The organism is Phocaeicola paurosaccharolyticus JCM 15092, assembly GCF_000613805.1.
Classification (GTDB): Bacteria; Bacteroidota; Bacteroidia; order Bacteroidales; family Bacteroidaceae; genus Phocaeicola; species Phocaeicola paurosaccharolyticus.
Window position 1 is genome coordinate 1 of record NZ_BAJR01000002.1, and the last position, 18,182, is coordinate 18,182.

Annotated in this window: 12 protein-coding genes; 5 read left to right on the forward strand and 7 right to left on the reverse strand. The window is 37.8% G+C overall.

Going from position 1 to position 18,182, the window contains the following annotated elements; genetic code table 11:
* Positions 1–155 precede the first annotated feature (155 nt).
* Positions 156–809 (reverse strand): uracil phosphoribosyltransferase, encoded by a 654-nt coding sequence (gene upp / locus JCM15092_RS01375; protein WP_024993090.1) that lies wholly within the window; start codon positions 807–809, stop codon positions 156–158.
* Positions 810–1,065: 256 nt separating this feature from the next.
* On the opposite strand from upp, the gene pckA reads away from it, so the two are divergent.
* Positions 1,066–2,670 (forward strand): phosphoenolpyruvate carboxykinase (ATP), encoded by a 1,605-nt coding sequence (gene pckA / locus JCM15092_RS01380; protein WP_024993091.1) that lies wholly within the window; start codon positions 1,066–1,068, stop codon positions 2,668–2,670.
* Between the two features lie 718 nt (positions 2,671–3,388).
* Here the strand turns inward: pckA and typA are convergent.
* The gene (typA, locus tag JCM15092_RS01385) at positions 3,389–5,188 is read right to left on the reverse strand and encodes a translational GTPase TypA (RefSeq protein ID WP_024993092.1); all 1,800 of its coding nucleotides are present in this window, start codon (positions 5,186–5,188) and stop codon (positions 3,389–3,391) included.
* Positions 5,189–5,482: 294 nt separating this feature from the next.
* Between typA and rpsO the strand changes: the two genes are divergently transcribed.
* The gene (rpsO, locus tag JCM15092_RS01390) at positions 5,483–5,752 is read left to right on the forward strand and encodes a 30S ribosomal protein S15 (RefSeq protein ID WP_024993093.1); all 270 of its coding nucleotides are present in this window, start codon (positions 5,483–5,485) and stop codon (positions 5,750–5,752) included.
* Between the two features lie 71 nt (positions 5,753–5,823).
* Here the strand turns inward: rpsO and JCM15092_RS01395 are convergent, their stop codons facing one another.
* Positions 5,824–6,303, reverse strand: coding sequence for an S-ribosylhomocysteine lyase (locus JCM15092_RS01395; protein ID WP_024993094.1), 480 nt, complete (start codon positions 6,301–6,303; stop codon positions 5,824–5,826).
* 13 nt (positions 6,304–6,316) lie between these two features.
* Positions 6,317–7,012, reverse strand: a complete 696-nt coding sequence (locus JCM15092_RS01400; protein WP_024993095.1) for a 5'-methylthioadenosine/adenosylhomocysteine nucleosidase — start codon at positions 7,010–7,012, stop codon at positions 6,317–6,319.
* 82 nt (positions 7,013–7,094) lie between these two features.
* On the opposite strand from JCM15092_RS01400, the gene JCM15092_RS01405 reads away from it, so the two are divergent.
* The 3 genes from JCM15092_RS01405 to JCM15092_RS14570 all read left to right on the forward strand — a co-directional run bounded on the left by JCM15092_RS01405 (position 7,095) and on the right by JCM15092_RS14570 (position 12,210).
* Entirely contained in the window at positions 7,095–9,584 is a 2,490-nt protein-coding gene (locus tag JCM15092_RS01405; RefSeq protein ID WP_024993096.1) for a YfhO family protein, read from the forward strand.
* A 146-nt stretch (positions 9,585–9,730) separates the two neighbouring features.
* A complete protein-coding gene (locus JCM15092_RS16995; protein ID WP_148296581.1) occupies positions 9,731–10,597 on the forward strand; it encodes a hypothetical protein in 867 nt (288 codons plus the stop codon).
* Positions 10,498–12,210, forward strand: coding sequence for a glycoside hydrolase family 9 protein (locus JCM15092_RS14570; RefSeq protein ID WP_084488402.1), 1,713 nt, complete (start codon positions 10,498–10,500; stop codon positions 12,208–12,210). The genes JCM15092_RS16995 and JCM15092_RS14570 overlap by 100 nt, the downstream gene beginning before the upstream one ends.
* A gap of 381 nt (positions 12,211–12,591) precedes the next feature.
* Here the strand turns inward: JCM15092_RS14570 and JCM15092_RS01415 are convergent, their stop codons facing one another.
* From JCM15092_RS01415 to JCM15092_RS01425, 3 genes are all read right to left on the reverse strand, one after another.
* On the reverse strand, positions 12,592–12,816 hold the full coding sequence (locus JCM15092_RS01415; RefSeq protein WP_024993097.1) for a hypothetical protein: 225 nt from the start codon (positions 12,814–12,816) through the stop codon (positions 12,592–12,594).
* 96 nt (positions 12,817–12,912) lie between these two features.
* Positions 12,913–14,634 (reverse strand): RagB/SusD family nutrient uptake outer membrane protein, encoded by a 1,722-nt coding sequence (locus JCM15092_RS01420; protein ID WP_024993098.1) that lies wholly within the window; start codon positions 14,632–14,634, stop codon positions 12,913–12,915.
* Between the two features lie 20 nt (positions 14,635–14,654).
* The gene (locus tag JCM15092_RS01425; protein WP_439645889.1) at positions 14,655–17,759 is read right to left on the reverse strand and encodes a SusC/RagA family TonB-linked outer membrane protein; all 3,105 of its coding nucleotides are present in this window, start codon (positions 17,757–17,759) and stop codon (positions 14,655–14,657) included.
* Between the last annotated feature and the right edge of the window lie 423 nt (positions 17,760–18,182).

The following is an 18,182-nucleotide window of genomic DNA, read 5'->3' on the forward strand; positions in this document are numbered from 1 at the left end:
TTCCGGAGGATTTTTTGTTTATATACCCTTCCTGAGAACACTGATAAATTCCATAATCATACCATTTTTATATTCAACCAAATGGAATCAAAAATCAGCCTCACCAAATAATTGGCAAGGCTGGACTTTTTATGATTGATAAAGGATAATCTATATTATTCCTTTTCTCCAAATGCTAGATCACCTGCATCACCTAATCCAGGAATGATATATGAGTGTGCATTGATTTCCGGATCAATTGCAGCGCACCATATTGTAGTAATATCTTCAGGAAAGGATGATTTGATGTAATCAACAGCTTTTTGACTTGCTATAATAGAAACCACATGAATTCTTGAAGGTTTCCCTTTTGTAAGCATTGCTTGGTAGCTTAGCTCCATAGAACCACCTGTAGCAAGCATAGGGTCTGTCATAATAAGAATCTTGTTATCAATTCTAGGAGAAGCAATATATTCGATATTAATATCAAATTTAAGTGTGTCCTTGTACTTTCTATAAGCGGATACAAATGCATTTTCAGCTTTATCCAGATAGTTTAGGAATCCTTGGTGAAATGGTAGTCCAGCTCTAAGGATTGTTGCAATTACTGGCTGTTCTGAAGGTACTGATTCGGTAGCTGTCCCAAGTGGTGTTGTAACCTCTATATTATTGTATGGGAAAGTCTTACTTACTTCGTATGCCATTATTTCACCGATTCTTTCAATGTTTTTTCTGAATCTAAGTCTGTCTTTTTGAATATTAATATCTCTGATCTCAGCGATATATTGATTAAGAATGGTGTTATTCTTGCTCAGGTTAATTATTTCCATAAAGTTTTGATTAAATTTACTTTCGGGGTACAAAGAAACAAATAAAAAATCAGATTTGTAATCTGCGAATTACAAAAATGTTATACAAATATAAAACTTTATTTATTAAGGAAATATTTCTCTAATCTGTTCTTTTATTTGAAATAAACCATTAATTTTGTATCGCCATATACAAGGCGATGTTGAACAACATCTTTTTCGGAAAAAACTAATAATAGAAATATTATATTCAATAACTCAATTAAATCATTTACAAATGGCAAAATTAGATTTAAGCAAGTACGGTATTACAGGTACTACAGAGATTATCCATAATCCGTCTTATGAACAATTGTTCGCTGAGGAAACAAAACCAGAACTTCAAGGTTTTGAAAAAGGACAAGATACAGAACTCAGTGCTGTTAACGTAATGACAGGTATCTATACAGGTCGTTCTCCTAAAGATAAATTCCTTGTAAAAGATGCTACAAGCGAAAATACAGTATGGTGGACTTCTGAAGAATATAAGAACGATAACAAACCAGTGACTGAAGGAACTTGGAAAGTTTTGAAAGATTTAGCTACTAAAGAATTGTCAAACAAGAAACTTTTTGTTGTTGATGGTTACTGCGGTGCTAACGCTGCAACTTGTCTTAAAGTACGTTTCATCATGGAAGTTGCTTGGCAGGCTCATTTCGTAACTAATATGTTTATCCGCCCATCTGAGGAAGAACTTGCAAGTTTCGAACCTGATTTCATCGTTTACAACGCTTCTAAAGCTAAAGTTGAAAACTTCAAAGAACTTGGCTTGAATTCAGAAACTGCAGCTGTATTCAACTTGACTTCTAAAGAACAAGTAATTCTTAACACATGGTATGGTGGTGAGATGAAGAAGGGTATCTTCTCTATGATGAACTACTTCAACCCACTTCGTGGTATCGCTTCTATGCACTGTTCTGCTAACACTAACATGGAAGAGACTAGCTCAGCTATCTTCTTCGGTTTGTCAGGTACAGGTAAGACTACTTTGTCAACAGATCCAAAACGTAAACTTATCGGTGACGATGAGCACGGATGGGATGACGAAGGTGTATTCAACTACGAAGGTGGTTGCTATGCTAAGGTTATCAACCTTGACAAAGAGAGTGAACCAGACATCTTCAACGCTATCAAACGTGATGCTCTTCTTGAGAACGTTACTGTTGATGCAAATGGTAAGATCGACTTCGCTGATAAGAGCGTAACTGAAAACACTCGTGTTTCTTACCCAATCAACCACATTACTAACATTGTTAAGCCAGTTTCTAAGGGACCTCACGCTAAACAAGTTATCTTCTTGTCAGCTGATGCATTCGGAGTATTGCCTCCTGTATCTATCTTGAGCCCAGAACAAGCTCAGTACTACTTCCTTTCTGGATTTACAGCAAAATTGGCTGGTACAGAACGTGGTATCACTGAACCAACTCCAACATTCTCTTCTTGCTTCGGTGCTGCATTTCTTTCATTGCACCCAACAAAATATGCTGAAGAGTTAGTTAAGAAGATGGAAAAGACTGGTGCTAAAGCATACTTGGTTAACACAGGCTGGAACGGAACAGGAAAACGTATCTCTATCCGCGATACTCGTGGTATTATCGATGCTATCCTTGACGGTTCTATCGAAACTGCAGAGACTAAGACTATCCCTTACTTCAACTTTGTTGTTCCAACTGCATTGCCAGGAGTTGATCCTAAGATCTTAGATCCACGTGATACTTATGCTGATGCTGCACAGTGGAATGAGAAAGCTCAGGATTTGGCTGGTCGTTTCATTAAGAATTTCACTAAGTTCACTGGAACTCAGACTGGTAAGGATTTGGTTGAGGCTGGTCCAAAATTGTAATCTATCAATTTCAGATAATAAAAAAGGTCTGTCCGATATCCCGGATGGACCTTTTTATTTATGGTATTTATACATAAATGTCAGAGCACCTTCAGTTAATAATAATAAATGAGATCATATAAAAGTTGATAATAAACCGACTAGATTAATCATTATCATAATTATTGAAGTCTAATAATTTTAGAATAGCATAAAATAATGACTTCTGGAAGCTAGTTGCCTCTCTTTATTTTGTTTACTAGAAGTCCCGTTAAGTGTATAGTAATGCTCACTCCTTAACTTTGGAGATTTAACAAATTCTATTTCTTTATGATTAATAATATTATCTTCGCTTCATGCAAAGAAAAGAGAGGATCAATTATTTTCATTGTTTAGAAAATTAATAAAACCGATCATGATTCATTGATTAACCGATCATGATTCATTGATCAATTGATCATGATCTATTCATAAACCAATCATGACAGGTTTTTCGAAACAGATAATAGCCGGTTAATGTACATAAACAGATAAAGGGTCTAACCAATGTCGGTGCTGAATCATCTAATGCAAAACTAAAATTTTTCAGGGTTGCATTCAGAGGAGTTGATGCAAAGTTATACTAATTAAGGGTTTCTAAACCGTATTCTTAGTTTGTTAAATTAATAAGAATAGTAACTGAGCCACAAATAATAAGGGCTGCCCTGAGGCAGCCCTTATTATTTATATGAAGATATTATTATCTGTTAGCTCTCTTTCTTTCAGTTTCGTCAAGTATAACTTTACGCATACGCATACTCTTAGGAGTTACTTCAACATATTCGTCTTCCTTGATATACTCTAATGCCTCTTCAAGTGAGAATACTACAGGAGGAATGATACGTGCTTTATCATCAGAACCTGATGCACGCATGTTAGTAAGCTTCTTAGACTTAGTTACGTTAACAACTAAATCATTATCGTGTACATGCTCACCTACAACCTGGCCAGCATAAACCTCATCCTGTGGGTAGATAAAGAATCTTCCTCTATCCTGTAACTTATCGATGGCATAAGCAAATGCAGTACCGCCTTCCATGGCAATAATAGAACCATTTGAGCGTCTTTCAATATCACCTTTATATGGTTGATACTCTTTGAAGATATGTGACATTATAGCCTCTCCTTGAGATGCTGTAAGGACGTTTGTACGAAGACCAATGATACCTCTTGAAGGCATGTTGAATTCTATGTTTACACGATCAGCCTGGCTCTCCATAGATACCAGTTCACCTTTACGTCTTGTAACCATATCAATCATCTTGCTTGAGAACTCTTCAGGAACGCTTATTGTAAGTTCCTCAATAGGTTCGCATTTCACACCGTCAATTTCTTTGAAAATAACCTGTGGCTGACCAACCTGTAGTTCATAGCCTTCACGGCGCATTGTCTCAATCAATACAGAAAGGTGCAATACACCACGTCCTGACACAATCCATTTGCCATCTTCAGAATCTGTTTTGCGAACTCTAAGAGCAAGGTTCTTATCAAGTTCTTTCATAAGACGGTCGTGTATGTGGCGAGAAGTAACGAACTTACCCTCTTTACCGAAGAAAGGTGAGTCGTTTATAGTGAAGAGCATACTCATTGTAGGCTCATCGATAGCGATAGGAGTAAGTGGTTCAGGGTTTTCGAAATCGCATATTGTATCTCCGATTTCAAAACCTTCAACACCTACGATAGCACAGATATCACCAGAAGATACTTTTTCAGCTTTCTTTCTACCTAATCCTTCAAAAGTATATAATTCCTTAATCTTTGATTTGATGAGACGGCCATCACGCTTAGAAAGAGTGACGTTCATACCCTCAGAAAGAGTTCCTCTGTGAACACGTCCAACGGCGATACGTCCTGTATAAGATGAATAATCCAGAGATGTAATCAACATCTGTGGAGTTCCTTCCAACTGAGTTGGAGCAGGGATGTACTTCACTATAGCATCAAGTAGAGGCAAAATACTATCTGTTGGAGCCTTCCAGTCTTCTCCCATCCAGTTGTTCTTCGCAGAACCATATATCACTGGGAAATCAAGTTGGTCTTCTGTTGCCTTAAGGCTGAACATAAGATCAAATACCATTTCGTAAACCTCCTCAGGGCGGCAATTAGGTTTATCAACCTTGTTTACCACTACAATAGGTTTTAATCCTATCTTTAATGCCTTCTGAAGAACAAATCGAGTCTGTGGCATAGGACCTTCAAATGCATCAACTAAAAGGATACATCCGTCAGCCATATTTAGGACACGTTCAACTTCACCTCCGAAATCGGCATGTCCCGGAGTATCGATAATATTAATTTTTATTCCGTTGTAATTTATAGATACGTTCTTTGAAAGGATTGTTATACCTCTTTCACGTTCTAAGTCATTGTTATCCAGGACCAAATCACCAGTTGCTTGGTCGTTACGGAACAGGTGTCCCGCTAACATCATTTTGTCCACCAGAGTAGTTTTTCCATGATCGACATGGGCAATGATGGCAATGTTTCTAATATCTTGCATATTAACCTATTATATTTGGCTGCAAAGGTACGATTTTCTATTGTATAATGTATTTATTATTAACTATTATTTTGTAGAGTCATATTATCTTTATGCTAATTTGAGTCAAAATAATATGCAAAAAACGTATAAAAGCTGCTTTAGCAATTACATTTGTATACTCTAATAATTGGTGGAATTCTTGCAAAACGAAAAATAATAATAAATAATAATCTCATATTCATTGTATTATAAATAATAATCAATATCTTTGCATCCGCTATATAAAAGATAACATATAAAATTTTTAGAATTATGTATTTAGACGCAGCTAAAAAACAAGAAATCTTTGAAAAGTACGGAAAGTCTAACACTGATACTGGCTCACCAGAAGCTCAGATTGCATTGTTCTCATACCGTATTTCTCACCTGACTGAGCACCTTAAGCTCAACAGAAAAGATTATAGTACAGAAAGATCTTTGACAACATTGGTAGGAAAGCGTCGTGCTTTACTTAACTACCTTAAAGATCGTGATATCAACAGATATCGTGAGATCGTTAAAGAACTTGGCTTACGTAAGTAATTACGAGCTAGCAAGAAAACAAAAAAGGGTATCATTACGATACCCTTTTTTATTGCCTATCGATATCTTAATTATGCAGGATAATTAAGATTCTTGTCTGTAATCTGTTCAAGCACCTCATGGAGGTATTTTGCAGCCTCAAATTTAGCCATAGGAAGGTCATTTAACAGGTAGTTACCGCAGTCTTTTGGAGAAGCTCCTGGAATGTCTCCTTCAAATTCAGCAATGAATCTGAAAGTATCTTTCATAAGTTCTACAATATCTTTTGATTCCAGATCACCCTTCATCAATAGATAATTGCCAGTAAGGCATCCCATAGGCCCCCAATATATAATTTTGTCTGCCCACTTTTCGTTGTTGCGAAGATATGTTGCAGCAAGATGTTCTATTGTGTGCAGAGCACCCTGACCCAATGCCGGTTCACGGTTTGGCTCTTTCATTCTTACGTCGAATGTAGTAACAACATCTCCACCTACACTATCTTTTCTTGATACATAGATCCCTCTTAAAAGATTTAAATGATCTATTGTAAAACTTGGTATTGTCTTCATATTATAAATGTAATTATAGTTTATTTGGGATGGCAGATAAGAATAACTCAGTAACTTTGAAAGAAGTATCTGCAATAGTATCCCAGAAGTTAGTATACTGATCCCAATGGTTATCAGCTCCTGGTGTGTCGCTGATAATTCTAAAACTGATGAATGGAATATCAAATATATGGCATACTTGGGCTATCGCTCCGGATTCCATATCAACAGCAAGTCCTTCAGGGAAGTCTGACTTTATCTTATCCAACTCCTCACGGCTTGTTATGAACTTGTCGCCTGTGCATATCAGCCCGGCATGAATAGCAGTAGGTGAATCAATGCTCATGGCAGTTTGCAGAAGAGTGTCGTTTGCATTAAATAGTAGTGGCAAGCCTTGTACCTGACCATATTTATTCCCCTCTCCACACCATACGTCATGATAAACAATATTGCTGCTTGCAACAACATCCATAACTTTAAGACATTTGTCAATTCCTCCAGCTACTCCTGTACTAATGATACAATCCGGAGAGAATTTATGTATAATGTCTGTTGTACCAGATGCAGCATTTACCTTTCCAATGCCACATTTCATCAGAATGATAGTATTGTTATTGATTTTTCCTTCAATATACTTGAAAGGTCCATCATTAAATTCTTTTTTATCTTCAAGTAAGAGAGCAATTTGCTTATGCTCCAAACTCATTGCAGTAATTACGCCTATTTTCATACAGAGATTATTTTCAAATGCAAATGTACATATTTTATAAGAGTTATAGTATATTTGCAACATTAATAAACATCTTATAGTTATGAACTTACTAAAAAAGATTCTACCCGATGTCGTAGCAATTCTTTTGTTTGCATTAATTTCGTTTGTATATTTTTATCCGGCTGTGCCAGAGGGTAGGATACTCTCTCAGCATGATTCTGTTGCAGGTATAGGTTCCGGAGAAGAGGCGAAAGAGTATTTGCAGAGGACAGGCGAGAGGACTCGTTGGACAAATTCCATATTCGGAGGTATGCCGACATACCAAATGTCCCCAAGTTACAAATCAACTGACACACTGAAAAGTGTTGAGAATCTTTATCATCTATATCTACCACAATATGTTTGGTACGTATTTGTAATGCTTCTAGGATTTTATATTCTATTAAGAGCATTTGATTTTTCAGTATGGCTGTCATCACTTGGTGCCATAATATGGGCATTTTCATCATATTTCTTTATTATTATTGCAGCCGGACATATATGGAAGTTTATCACTTTGGCATATATTCCACCTACCATTGCAGGTATGGTTCTTGCGTATAAGGGTAAATATATTCGGGGAGCGCTCCTTACAGCAATATTTGTAGCTTTCCAAATTATGTCTAACCATGTTCAGATGAGCTACTACTTCCTTTTTGTTATGCTGTTTATGGTTATTGCATATGGCGTATCTGCTTATCAGAAGAAAGAATTGCCGAAATTCTTTAAGGCTACTGCTATTATAGCCATTGCCGGTATATTAGGTGTATGTGTCAATCTCTCTAATCTATATCATACATATGAGTATAGCAAGGAGACTATGCGTGGCAAGAGTGAGCTGGTAAAACCAAATAATGATAATCAGACAAAAGGTGGGCTTGAACGTGATTACATAACTCAGTGGAGCTATGGAATCGGAGAGACGTTCTCACTGCTTGTCCCAAATGTAAAAGGAGGAGCCTCTGTACCATTATCTGCCAATGAGAAGGCTATGGAAAAAGCTGATCCAATGTATGGAGGGATCTATTCTCAGATAGGACAATATTGGGGAGAACAGCCTGGTACATCAGGCCCTGTATATGTAGGTGCATTTGTTATGTTCCTGTTTGTCTTAGGAATGTTTATTGTTAAGGGGCCAATGAAGTGGGCACTTGTTGCTGCTACTTTACTATCTATACTATTATCTTGGGGTAGGAATTTCATGGGATTTACAGATCTATTCCTCGATTATATTCCTCTTTACGATAAGTTCCGAGCAGTATCTTCAATTCTTGTTATAGCAGAGTTTACTATTCCTTTGCTGGCAATGCTGGCACTTAAGGAGGTTCTTTATAAACCTGAGATTATAAGAGAGAAGAAACGTGAGTTTATAGCAAGTTTTGTACTTACAGGAGGTATTGCACTGCTATTTGCAGTTGCCCCTCGTCTTTTCTTCTCTTCATTTGTCTCTACAATGGAGATGGCTGCATTCCAAGACGGAATTCCTCAGGACCAACTTGTTGCATTCCTTACAAATCTTGAGGATATAAGAGTAAGCATATTAACGAGTGATGCCTGGAGGAGCTTCTTTATAGTTCTTGTTGGCGTTGCTATATTGTTTTTCTATTCAAGAAAGAAGATTAATGGTAAGTTGACAGTAATTGCTCTTGTAACTTTGTCACTTATTGATATGTGGAGTGTGAACAAGAGATATCTGTATGATGATCAGTTTGTAGATAAGTCAAAGCAAGAGATAACATTCAACCCTACAGAGACAGATAAATACATTCTTCAGGACAGGACTTTAGATTACAGAGTGCTTAATATGGCATCAAGTACCTTTAATGAGAATAATACTTCTTATTGGCATAAGAGTATAGGAGGTTATCATGCTGCAAAACTCAGAAGATATCAGGAGATGATTGAGTATCATATCTCTCCAGAAATAAATGCACTATTCAAGGAGGTATCCGATGCTTCTGGTGATATAACAAAGGTTGATCCTACTAAATTTTCTGTTATTAACATGCTTAACACACGCTATTTTATTTTCCCTTTACAAGGGGGTAAAACAGTTCCACTGAAAAATCCTTATACTTTTGGCAATGCGTGGTTTGTGAAAGATGTTAAGTATGTCGAGAATGCTAATCAGGAGATAGAGTCAATAAAGGGTGTTGATCTTCAAAAGAGCGCTATTGTAGATAAGAAGTTTGCAGAAGCAATCAAGCCGGTGGATGTTGATCCTATGTCAACCATAAAACTTATAAGTTATGAACCAAATAAGTTGGAGTATGATGTTGATTCTAAAACAGGTGGAGCAGTAGTATTCTCAGAAATATATTATCCGGGATGGAAGTCATTTATCGATGGCAAAGAGGTTGCTCATGGTCGTGCCAACTATATTCTTCGTGCAATGAATGTCCCTTCTGGAAAGCACACGATAACATTCACTTTTGATCCTGACTCTATACATGTAACCGAGACAATTGCTTTTTTAGCTATCGCATTAATTGTTATAATGTGTTTTGCATATATATCTTATATTATATTCAGGAGAGTTAAGAAAAAATAGATAATTATTTATTACTTGGATACCATTGCACTAAGGCTAAGTTAAAGGATAAGAGACTATTATAGACATAAAAGATTGCATTTCGAATAGGAATGCAATCTTTTTTCTTTATATTTATCACTATAACTGTTTTAAACCAGAAGTCCATGAAAACACAAAATTATCCAATCTTTTTATTTTTAATTCTCCTGTTATTGTCAGGAGGTTGCTCATCTAATAAGAGCGAGCTATTTACTCGTAATAATGAGCTTGTATTAAACGATTCAAACTATTTTGAGACTGAGGGATTGAACTACTTTGTATTTAGTAATAAATATGATGCCATGTTCGATGACTCAAAAGTAAGTGCTGTTGAAATTATTCAACATGGAATACGTACGGCTACTAATGGTGATGTACGATTGAACCCTACTCCTGGACAATGGGACAGGATGCCTAAGTTTATTGATCGTATTGTAAACAAAGAGAAAAAAAGTATTGATGTCAAGTTGGAGTATCCCCAGTATGGTTTCAAATATACTCTAAGAGGAGAAGCACGTGATGGTGGTTTCTACTTAAGTATAACAACAGACAAGGCTCTTCCAGATTCATTGGCAGGTGTTGCAGGACTTAATATTGAGTTCTTTCCACCTTTACTATTTGAGCATTCATATCTTATGGATGGAAAGCCAGGCTTTTTCCCAACTTCTTCTGCCGATAATATGACTGTTATAAATGGCATAGTAGAACCTAAGCCATTGTGTACTGGTAAAGAGTTGGAAATTGCTCCTGATGCCCCATTGCAACATATATCTATACAAAATAAGATTGAAGGTAGTGAACTTATGCTTTTTGATGGAAGAGATAAACAACAGAATGGAACATTCGTTGTACGTACTCTCTTACCTGCTAACAAAACCGGCAAGATTGCAGAATGGTTTATCCAGCTACAACTCAGAAAGGTTGGTTGCGCTCTCCAAATATATGCTACTCTCAGGTGGGATATCACCCCTCACAGAGTAAGATGGCTGTAGTTGAACTTGATAAGAATGACCCTGAAGTTTCAAAGATGACTCTTTACAAAGTTGGCAATGATGGGTCCCTTAAAGATGTACTTTCCGGTAAGCCTGAGAGTTGGGGTATCTATACTCGCTATAAATATGTTAGATTCGACTTCTCATCAGTAAATGAATCTGGTATATATAAGTTAGCTTATGGTGATCAGCTATCAGGACCATTCACAATTGACAAAGCAGTATACGACAGAGCATGGTTCCCAACTCTGGATGTATTTATGCCTGTCCAGATGGACCATATGTTTGTACGTGAAGCATATCGTGTATGGCATGGTGCTGCACATATTGATGATGCAAGCCAAGCTCCTCTAAATTACTCTCATTGGGATGGTTGGACGCAGGGTTCTACTACGGATAGCAAATATAAGCCGGGTCAGCATATACCAGGACTAAATGTAGGAGGATGGTTCGATGCAGGTGATTTTGATATCCAAACTCCTTCCCAGCAGGAGGTAGTTAAATCTCTTGTTGAAGTATGGGATGAGTTTGCTCTCAACCATGATGAGACTACTGTAGATCAGAAAGCAAGATATACTGAGATACATCTTCCTGATGGTAAGCCGGACATCTTGCAACAAGTAGAGCAGGGTGCTTTGCAGCTGGTTGCTCAGGTGAAAGCTATAGGTCATGCTATTCCTGGTATAAATGAGTCACATCTATACCAGTACAGACATTTAGGTGATGCACTTACTAAATCAGATGGTATTCCTGGAAATGAAGACGACAGAATGGCATTTACTACTCGTTCATCTTCTTTAAACTATAACTCTGCGGCCTCTTTAGCTGCTGCTTCACGTGTATTGCCGATAATAAATCCTCAACTTGCAAAGGAGTCCTTGCAGATGGCCAAATATATTTGGGATGATGAGCACAAAAACCAGTACAAACAGGATGATGTCCCATTTTTTGTTAGATCAGATTTTAAAGAGAGAGAAGAGAGCAGTGCAGCTTTTGAACTTTGGAGAGCTACTGGAAAAGAGGTTTATAAGTTAAGGTTGGATGAGATATGGCCTAAGTTGATAGAGAAATTTAATATGAATGCTATTTTCCTTATTCAGATAGCTCCATATATGGATAATTCATTCAGAGAGCAGATTAAACCTTTGGTAAAAAGTTATGTTGATGCTCAGATTAAGGCAGAGACACTTAATCCATTTGGTATTAGTATAAGTCTGCATAGTTGGGCAGGTAATGGAATGATACTTCGCCGTGGTATAGTGGGATATCAGATACACAAGATTTATCCTGACCTGGTAGATCCAGAATCTATATATAGCAGTTTGAACTATATATATGGATGTCATCCATATCATAACCGCTCATTTGTTTCAGGTGTAGGAGTTCAGCCTAAAAAAATAGCTTATGGAAATAATAGGGCTGACCATTCTTTTATACCAGGAGGTATTGTTCCAGGAGTACGTCTTTTGAACCCCGATTTCCCAGAGAACAGAGATGATTATCAATTCCACTGGAGCGAGAATGAGTATGTTATCCCATTGGCCCCACAATATATATACTTGGTTAATGCTGTAAAGACTTTGCTTGATAAGCAGATGGAAACAGAAAAGTAGATAGAAGAATATATACTAAAAAAGCCGTATTATTATAATATGACCCACAAAAGTTGGATGGTTAATATTGATTAAGAGGCTCTTATAAATTGAATAAAGCTCGGCGTTTTGATCTGACCCCCAAAAGTTGGACTGATTAATAAAGATATTAAGTGTATAGAGTTCTGTATTGTACCGGACTCTATATACTTATTTTGAGTTTAATTCTATCGTTATTATAGTATTCAATATAATGTCAACTTTTTATTATACAAATCATTAGGATTTTGTTGCAAGTTTGGATTAATAGAAGTTGTATAGTACTTTCCGTTTGGAGCAATTTGGATACTCTCAGGATTATTTGCATACTGATTTTTAATGTCTGAAGTAAAGTCATCTACACTATCCCAATAAACAGTAGTCAGTGGGGTCAAACAAAAGTGTTGGAGCAAGCATAGAACCATAAGCACTCTTATGGCTGATGCTTCCTGATGACCATATCTCAATAGATGTGTTTGTTCCAACCTTTAACCATTTGTATAACTGATAGTCTGCATTAAAAGCTCTGCATGGTATGTCTCCTACAGAATACTTAAAGAAGCATTCATAACAATAAAAAGAGGCCATACTAAAATCTCTTTCAGTATGGCCCTCATGAACTTTACCTAATAATACCTCTTATTATTAGGTATCGTTCTGATTAAATTATGAATATTGTTTTTATTATTTTGCCCAACCGCGTACTTGATGCATTTGGTCGTTGATTTCGATTACATTTTGTGGGAGTGGCCAGTATTCGTTCTTGCCCTCAACAAATTTAAGTGTAATACCAGCTTCGGCAAATGGGTGACGTACGACATACACAAGCTTGTGAGGTTTTGTACCATTTGAGGTCCAATATTCATCAGTTTGATAAGGAATGTTATCAAGCACCTTATCATAGCATTGCTTAGCAATACCCCAACGAACGATGTCGTTCCAACGGCAACCTTCAAACCAAAGTTCATATTCCTTTTCGTCTTGAAGCACTTTTAGGTCAACAGTTTCAGATACAGTTTTTGAACCTGCACGTTCTTGAATCTTATTGATATACTTCTTAGCTTCAGCGGGATTAGTAGAGAGACATGCTTCTGCATAAATCAGATAAGCTTCACCCAAACGAGCAATACAGAGGTTTGTATTGTTACAGTTGTCACCTACAGAGAGGTCAGCGTCGTTAGGATGCATCATCATCTTCACTTCCATCACGTCACTACGAGAGAATGAACCAGTAGTCTTGGTGATACCACGGTCTGGGTCAAATTCTTTTTGTGCGCGAGTAGTGAGAGTAGCATCGCTTTTCCAACCGCAGAGTTTTTCATCGTATAAGAATTCGTCGGAAGTCAAGAAAGTAGCTTTACGACGATAGCTGTCACCATCGTTTGCTAACATTTTGTGAGCAAACTCATGATTGATAGAGCCACCACCCCAACCACCGGTTGAGCAGATTTTTGGGCCCGTACCACCACCTTTAATATCATCACCACGCCAGTTGATTACGTTAGCAACCATCCAACGGCCACGATTATTACCACCTCTCCATGCCTCTGCACCACCTGCAGCTGCTGTATTAGTGATATAGTTGAATTCGAAAATCTTTTCTTCACAACCATCACCTTCTACGTGGAACAAGTCGCGGAAACGTTCACCCGGAACGAGGGCATAGTTTTGAGACTCTACAAGGGGTTTCATTACGCTAATCACCTTAGCATTATCACCTGCAAAAAGAGCAGACTTACCGGCTACGAATTGAGCGAAACCTTTAGTTACAACCCATGCACCTTCTTTATCATTCTTACCATTACGCTCTGGCAAGTTAGGAAGAGCTTCTTCACATTCTTTCACGCACCAGTCAAAGATAGCCTTTTGTGATTCAGCATTAACCGGTTTTTCATTGGTGATGAGGTGGTCAATCAAAGGAGGTTGATAATACACCTGTGCAGCCAACATGTGTGCCCAAGCACGCATAACCTTAGCTTCGGCAACAGCTTGTTTCTTAATAGGAGTATCGGCTGTTTCACCGAAATAGTTAATTACCAAGTTGGCAGAATATATTGCCTTATATATGTGATTATAAAGTGTACCGATAGGGCTAGAGCTAGCATCATAACGGAACTCATTAAGGATACGGAAATCTGCGTGGTCGTTAATGTCACCACCAGCTGCAAATACGTCGTCGGCAGAGTAGTTAAGACCCATGATATATGCATTCCAGATACCTTCAGTGGCACCAATTTCTCCGATGAAAGTAGCGTACATGGCTGTCAACGCAGATTTGGCATCCGCATCAGTCTTGTAGAAGCTATCAGTATTGCTGGTTGCTTTCTGTTCAACATCAAGCATGTCATTGCACGCAGTGAACATCATACTTGAAAGCAAAGCGATTGATAAAAATATTTTTTTCATATCTCTTTCGAATAATTAAATTAGAATGTAACACTTACGCCAAATACCATCTTGCTCATGTTAGGATATGCACCCTTGTCGAGACCCGGACAGTTGTATTCATTAGTACAAGTTTCAGGATCGAGACCCGGATACTTGGTGAATGTGAAGAAGTCGTCCAATGATACGTAAACACGTGCATTTTCAATGAACGCTAGCTTGGTGATATTCTTAGGCAATGTGTAACCAAGTTGAATTTGCTTAATCTTGAAGAACGATCCATCGTAAACCATGGCAGATGAACGCCAGAATGTACCACTACCTGCTACAGAAGCTGCCTTAGGAAGTTTGCCAGACTTGAAGTCTTTATAAACATCTTCTGAGATGTTGTTGTAGCCTGTACGATAGAGACCGTAGTAGATATCGTTACCGGTAGCACCAGTACCGAACAAAGTGAAGTCGAATCCCTTGTATTCAGCATTCAAGGTAATACCGTAAGTCAAAGTAGGAAGACCGGAACCTATGTTAGTCATGTCTTCGGCTTGTGGGTCGTTAGTCAATTGACCATCTTTGGTGTAGTATTGTGCAGTACCGTCATCAGCAACTCCTGCATACTTATAACCGCGCATGTACCATACAGGTTCGCCTTGTTCGAAGTAGCAACGAACAACTTCAGGAGATGCACCTTCAACAGTTGCACCAGAGATACGTTCGATAGATGGATCGAGGTAAGTCACTTCGTTGTGAAGAGTTGCCATGTTAGCAGATATGCCATATTTGAAGTCACCGATATTGTCTTTCCAATTAAGTTCTACTTCGAAACCGCTGTTTTCAATCTCACCAGCGTTAATAGTCATAGAAGAAACACCTGATTCAGGCAAAGTTGGAGCACTTACAAGCAAGTCCTTAGTTTTCTTCTTGTACCAGTCGAGACCAACGGTCAATCTATCGTTCAAGAAACGGAAGTCAGCACCCAAGTCGATTTGTTCTGAAGTTTCCCAAGTCAAGTTAGGGTTGGCAATACCACTAGGCATTGAACCTAAAGTAACGTCTTTTGTTTGACCATAGTTATAGAATTGTGAGTTTGTACTAATACCAGCTATGTATGCATAGTTGTTCAATACATTTACGTTACCATTCTGTCCCCAAGATGCACGGAGCTTACCGTATGACATGATGCTTGGATTGATGTTATCTTTGAAGAAGTTTTCGTTTGAGAATGTCCAACCTGCAGATGCAGAGAAGAACTTACCCCAACGGTTATCTTTCGAAAGTTTAGAAGAATCGAATGCATCGGCACGGAAGTTAGCCTGAACGCTATAGCGGTTGTCGTAGCTATAAGTCAAACGACCGAAGTAAGAGAGTGCACGAGTTGTATTTGGTACGCCGCTGAAGCTCTTTACTGTTTTAGCATCACCATTTACACAATCGAGGTAGATGAAGTTAGGAGAATAAGCTTTAAGGATGTCCGGACCAGAAGCATTAGCGCTAACACCATTTGAATCGCTTTGGCGATATGACATACCGGCCATAGCACCTACAGCGTGTTTGTCAGCGAAAATATCGTTATAGTTAGCGAAGTTTTCCCATTGATACCAAGTAGAGTTGTTGCTACCACCTGAGATTGTGTAGTTGTCACCTTTGCTTTGACCATTGAGGTAGTATGGGTATTGCCAGTCAGAGCTATTGCTGAATGAGAGACGATAACCCAAACGAGAAGTTAAAGTCAATTGCTTGATAGGAGTAACGTTCATGTAAGCAGTACCATTAACGTTTACACCACTGTTGCGTGCTTCAGAACGATCGCGTTGTGAAAATGGGTTACCACCGGCAAGACGTTGGTTGAAGTATGAAGTAGCATAGTAGCCATTTTCATCACCAAAGAGAGTGTAGTTAGAGTTACCTGCCTGAATTTTGTCGTAGTAGCTACGATATTCACCCAACATTTGTTCTGGTTTTGTCCAATAGAGCGGAGTCAACGGGTCAATCAAAAGAAGCATTTCGAATGAAGAACCATAACCTTGTTCAGATATGCCACGAGAGCTCCATTTTTCAATAGAGGTGTTGGTACCTACTTTCAACCAATCCTTAATCTTATAATCGGCATTGAGTTGAGCAGTAAGACGTTCGTACTTATCTTTGCTACCCTTAACGATACCGTCTTGGTTAACATAGTTAACGCTCATGAAGTATGAACCACGGTCGTTACCACCTTGTAAAGTAAGGTTGTGTTGTTGAGCCCAAGTATCTTCGAAATAAGCATCCATCCAGTCAGTATCTGTATTAGGGTCCCATCCGTATTGAGTTTGAGCATCAGCCAAAGTGCCATTAACTGTTTCAGCACCAAGCTGCATGGTCATCCAATCTTTGAATTTGGTACCGTTAAGAAGGGTGGGCACGTTACCGAGTGATTGGTTAGTCCACTTAGCGCTATAAGTAATAGATCCTTGTCCTTTCTTACCTGATTTAGTAGTGATAAGAACAACACCGTTACCGGCTTCAGCACCATAGATAGCAGCCGAAGCAGCATCCTTCAATACTTCCATTGATTCAATCATAGAAGGATCGAGGTATTGGATAGAGCTAACTTGCAAACCATCAACAATCAACAAAGGACCGATGTTGCTTGAGTTTGAAGAATAACCACGAACGCGGATTGATGCGCCTTGACCTGGTTTACCAGAACCATTCAAAATTTGTACACCTGATGCCTTACCTTGCAAAGCAGCAGCAGCATCGGTGGTTGACAAACCTTTCAGTTCATCAGCCTTTACAGAAGCTACCGAACCGGTAAGGTCACTCTTCTTCTGGATACCATAACCTATAACGACAACTTCGTCGATAAGCTTAGTGTCTTCTTCCATACGGATGTTAATTACGTTACGACCATTGACTTTAATAGTCTGTGTCTTGTATCCTACATAGGATACTACAAGGGAAGCATTGTTATTCTTTACTTCAATAGAGAAGTTACCATCAAGATCGCTGATACGACCATTGTTAGTTCCCTGTTCAAGAATAGCAACACCAATCATTGACTCAGAATCTTTGTCTGAGACAATAGTACCCTTGATCTGGATTTGTGCTAATGCTGTTGTGCAGCAAAATGCTACAAAACTTAGCAAAAACAAAATTCTTGTTTTCATAAGCATAGATTGGTAATGTTAAATAAATAATGTAATAATAATAAATGTAATAATGAATAAAATGTAATAATGTAATTTTTGATAGTGGTCTCCAGTGTATACACTAGACAACTTGTTTAATGTGGTTTAATCTTTCTAATTTTTTTCATATAGAAATTATTAATGTTAACAAAGTGAACTATAAATGCTCAATATGCTTGTCTGGTTAATACAAGTTTATTGGCAATTATTTTTAGATTATAAGGTGCTTGTTTTTCGGTTTCAAATTTGAGTATTATAAAATCTATACGCTAAGGTTTATGTTACATATATTAGACTATATGTTACAAGTTTTTAGCAATAGTAGGATATTTTCACATTTGTCGATATTGAATTATCTGTAATATAGTCTTTTAGTCTTTTTGTATACCTTTTTTAACCAAA

Coding starts and splice junctions, on each gene's coding strand:
- JCM15092_RS16995 (WP_148296581.1), top strand. CDS start 9,731: ATGAAAACACAAAATTATCCAATCTTTTTATTTTTAATTCTCCTGTTA.
- JCM15092_RS01415 (WP_024993097.1), bottom strand. CDS start 12,816: ATGGCCTCTTTTTATTGTTATGAATGCTTCTTTAAGTATTCTGTAGGA.
- JCM15092_RS01400 (WP_024993095.1), bottom strand. CDS start 7,012: ATGAAAATAGGCGTAATTACTGCAATGAGTTTGGAGCATAAGCAAATT.
- JCM15092_RS01420 (WP_024993098.1), bottom strand. CDS start 14,634: ATGAAAAAAATATTTTTATCAATCGCTTTGCTTTCAAGTATGATGTTC.
- JCM15092_RS01395 (WP_024993094.1), bottom strand. CDS start 6,303: ATGAAGACAATACCAAGTTTTACAATAGATCATTTAAATCTTTTAAGA.
- JCM15092_RS01405 (WP_024993096.1), top strand. CDS start 7,095: ATGAACTTACTAAAAAAGATTCTACCCGATGTCGTAGCAATTCTTTTG.
- upp (WP_024993090.1), bottom strand. CDS start 809: ATGGAAATAATTAACCTGAGCAAGAATAACACCATTCTTAATCAATAT.
- JCM15092_RS01425 (WP_439645889.1), bottom strand. CDS start 17,759: ATGAAAACAAGAATTTTGTTTTTGCTAAGTTTTGTAGCATTTTGCTGC.
- pckA (WP_024993091.1), top strand. CDS start 1,066: ATGGCAAAATTAGATTTAAGCAAGTACGGTATTACAGGTACTACAGAG.
- typA (WP_024993092.1), bottom strand. CDS start 5,188: ATGCAAGATATTAGAAACATTGCCATCATTGCCCATGTCGATCATGGA.
- rpsO (WP_024993093.1), top strand. CDS start 5,483: ATGTATTTAGACGCAGCTAAAAAACAAGAAATCTTTGAAAAGTACGGA.
- JCM15092_RS14570 (WP_084488402.1), top strand. CDS start 10,498: ATGGTTTATCCAGCTACAACTCAGAAAGGTTGGTTGCGCTCTCCAAAT.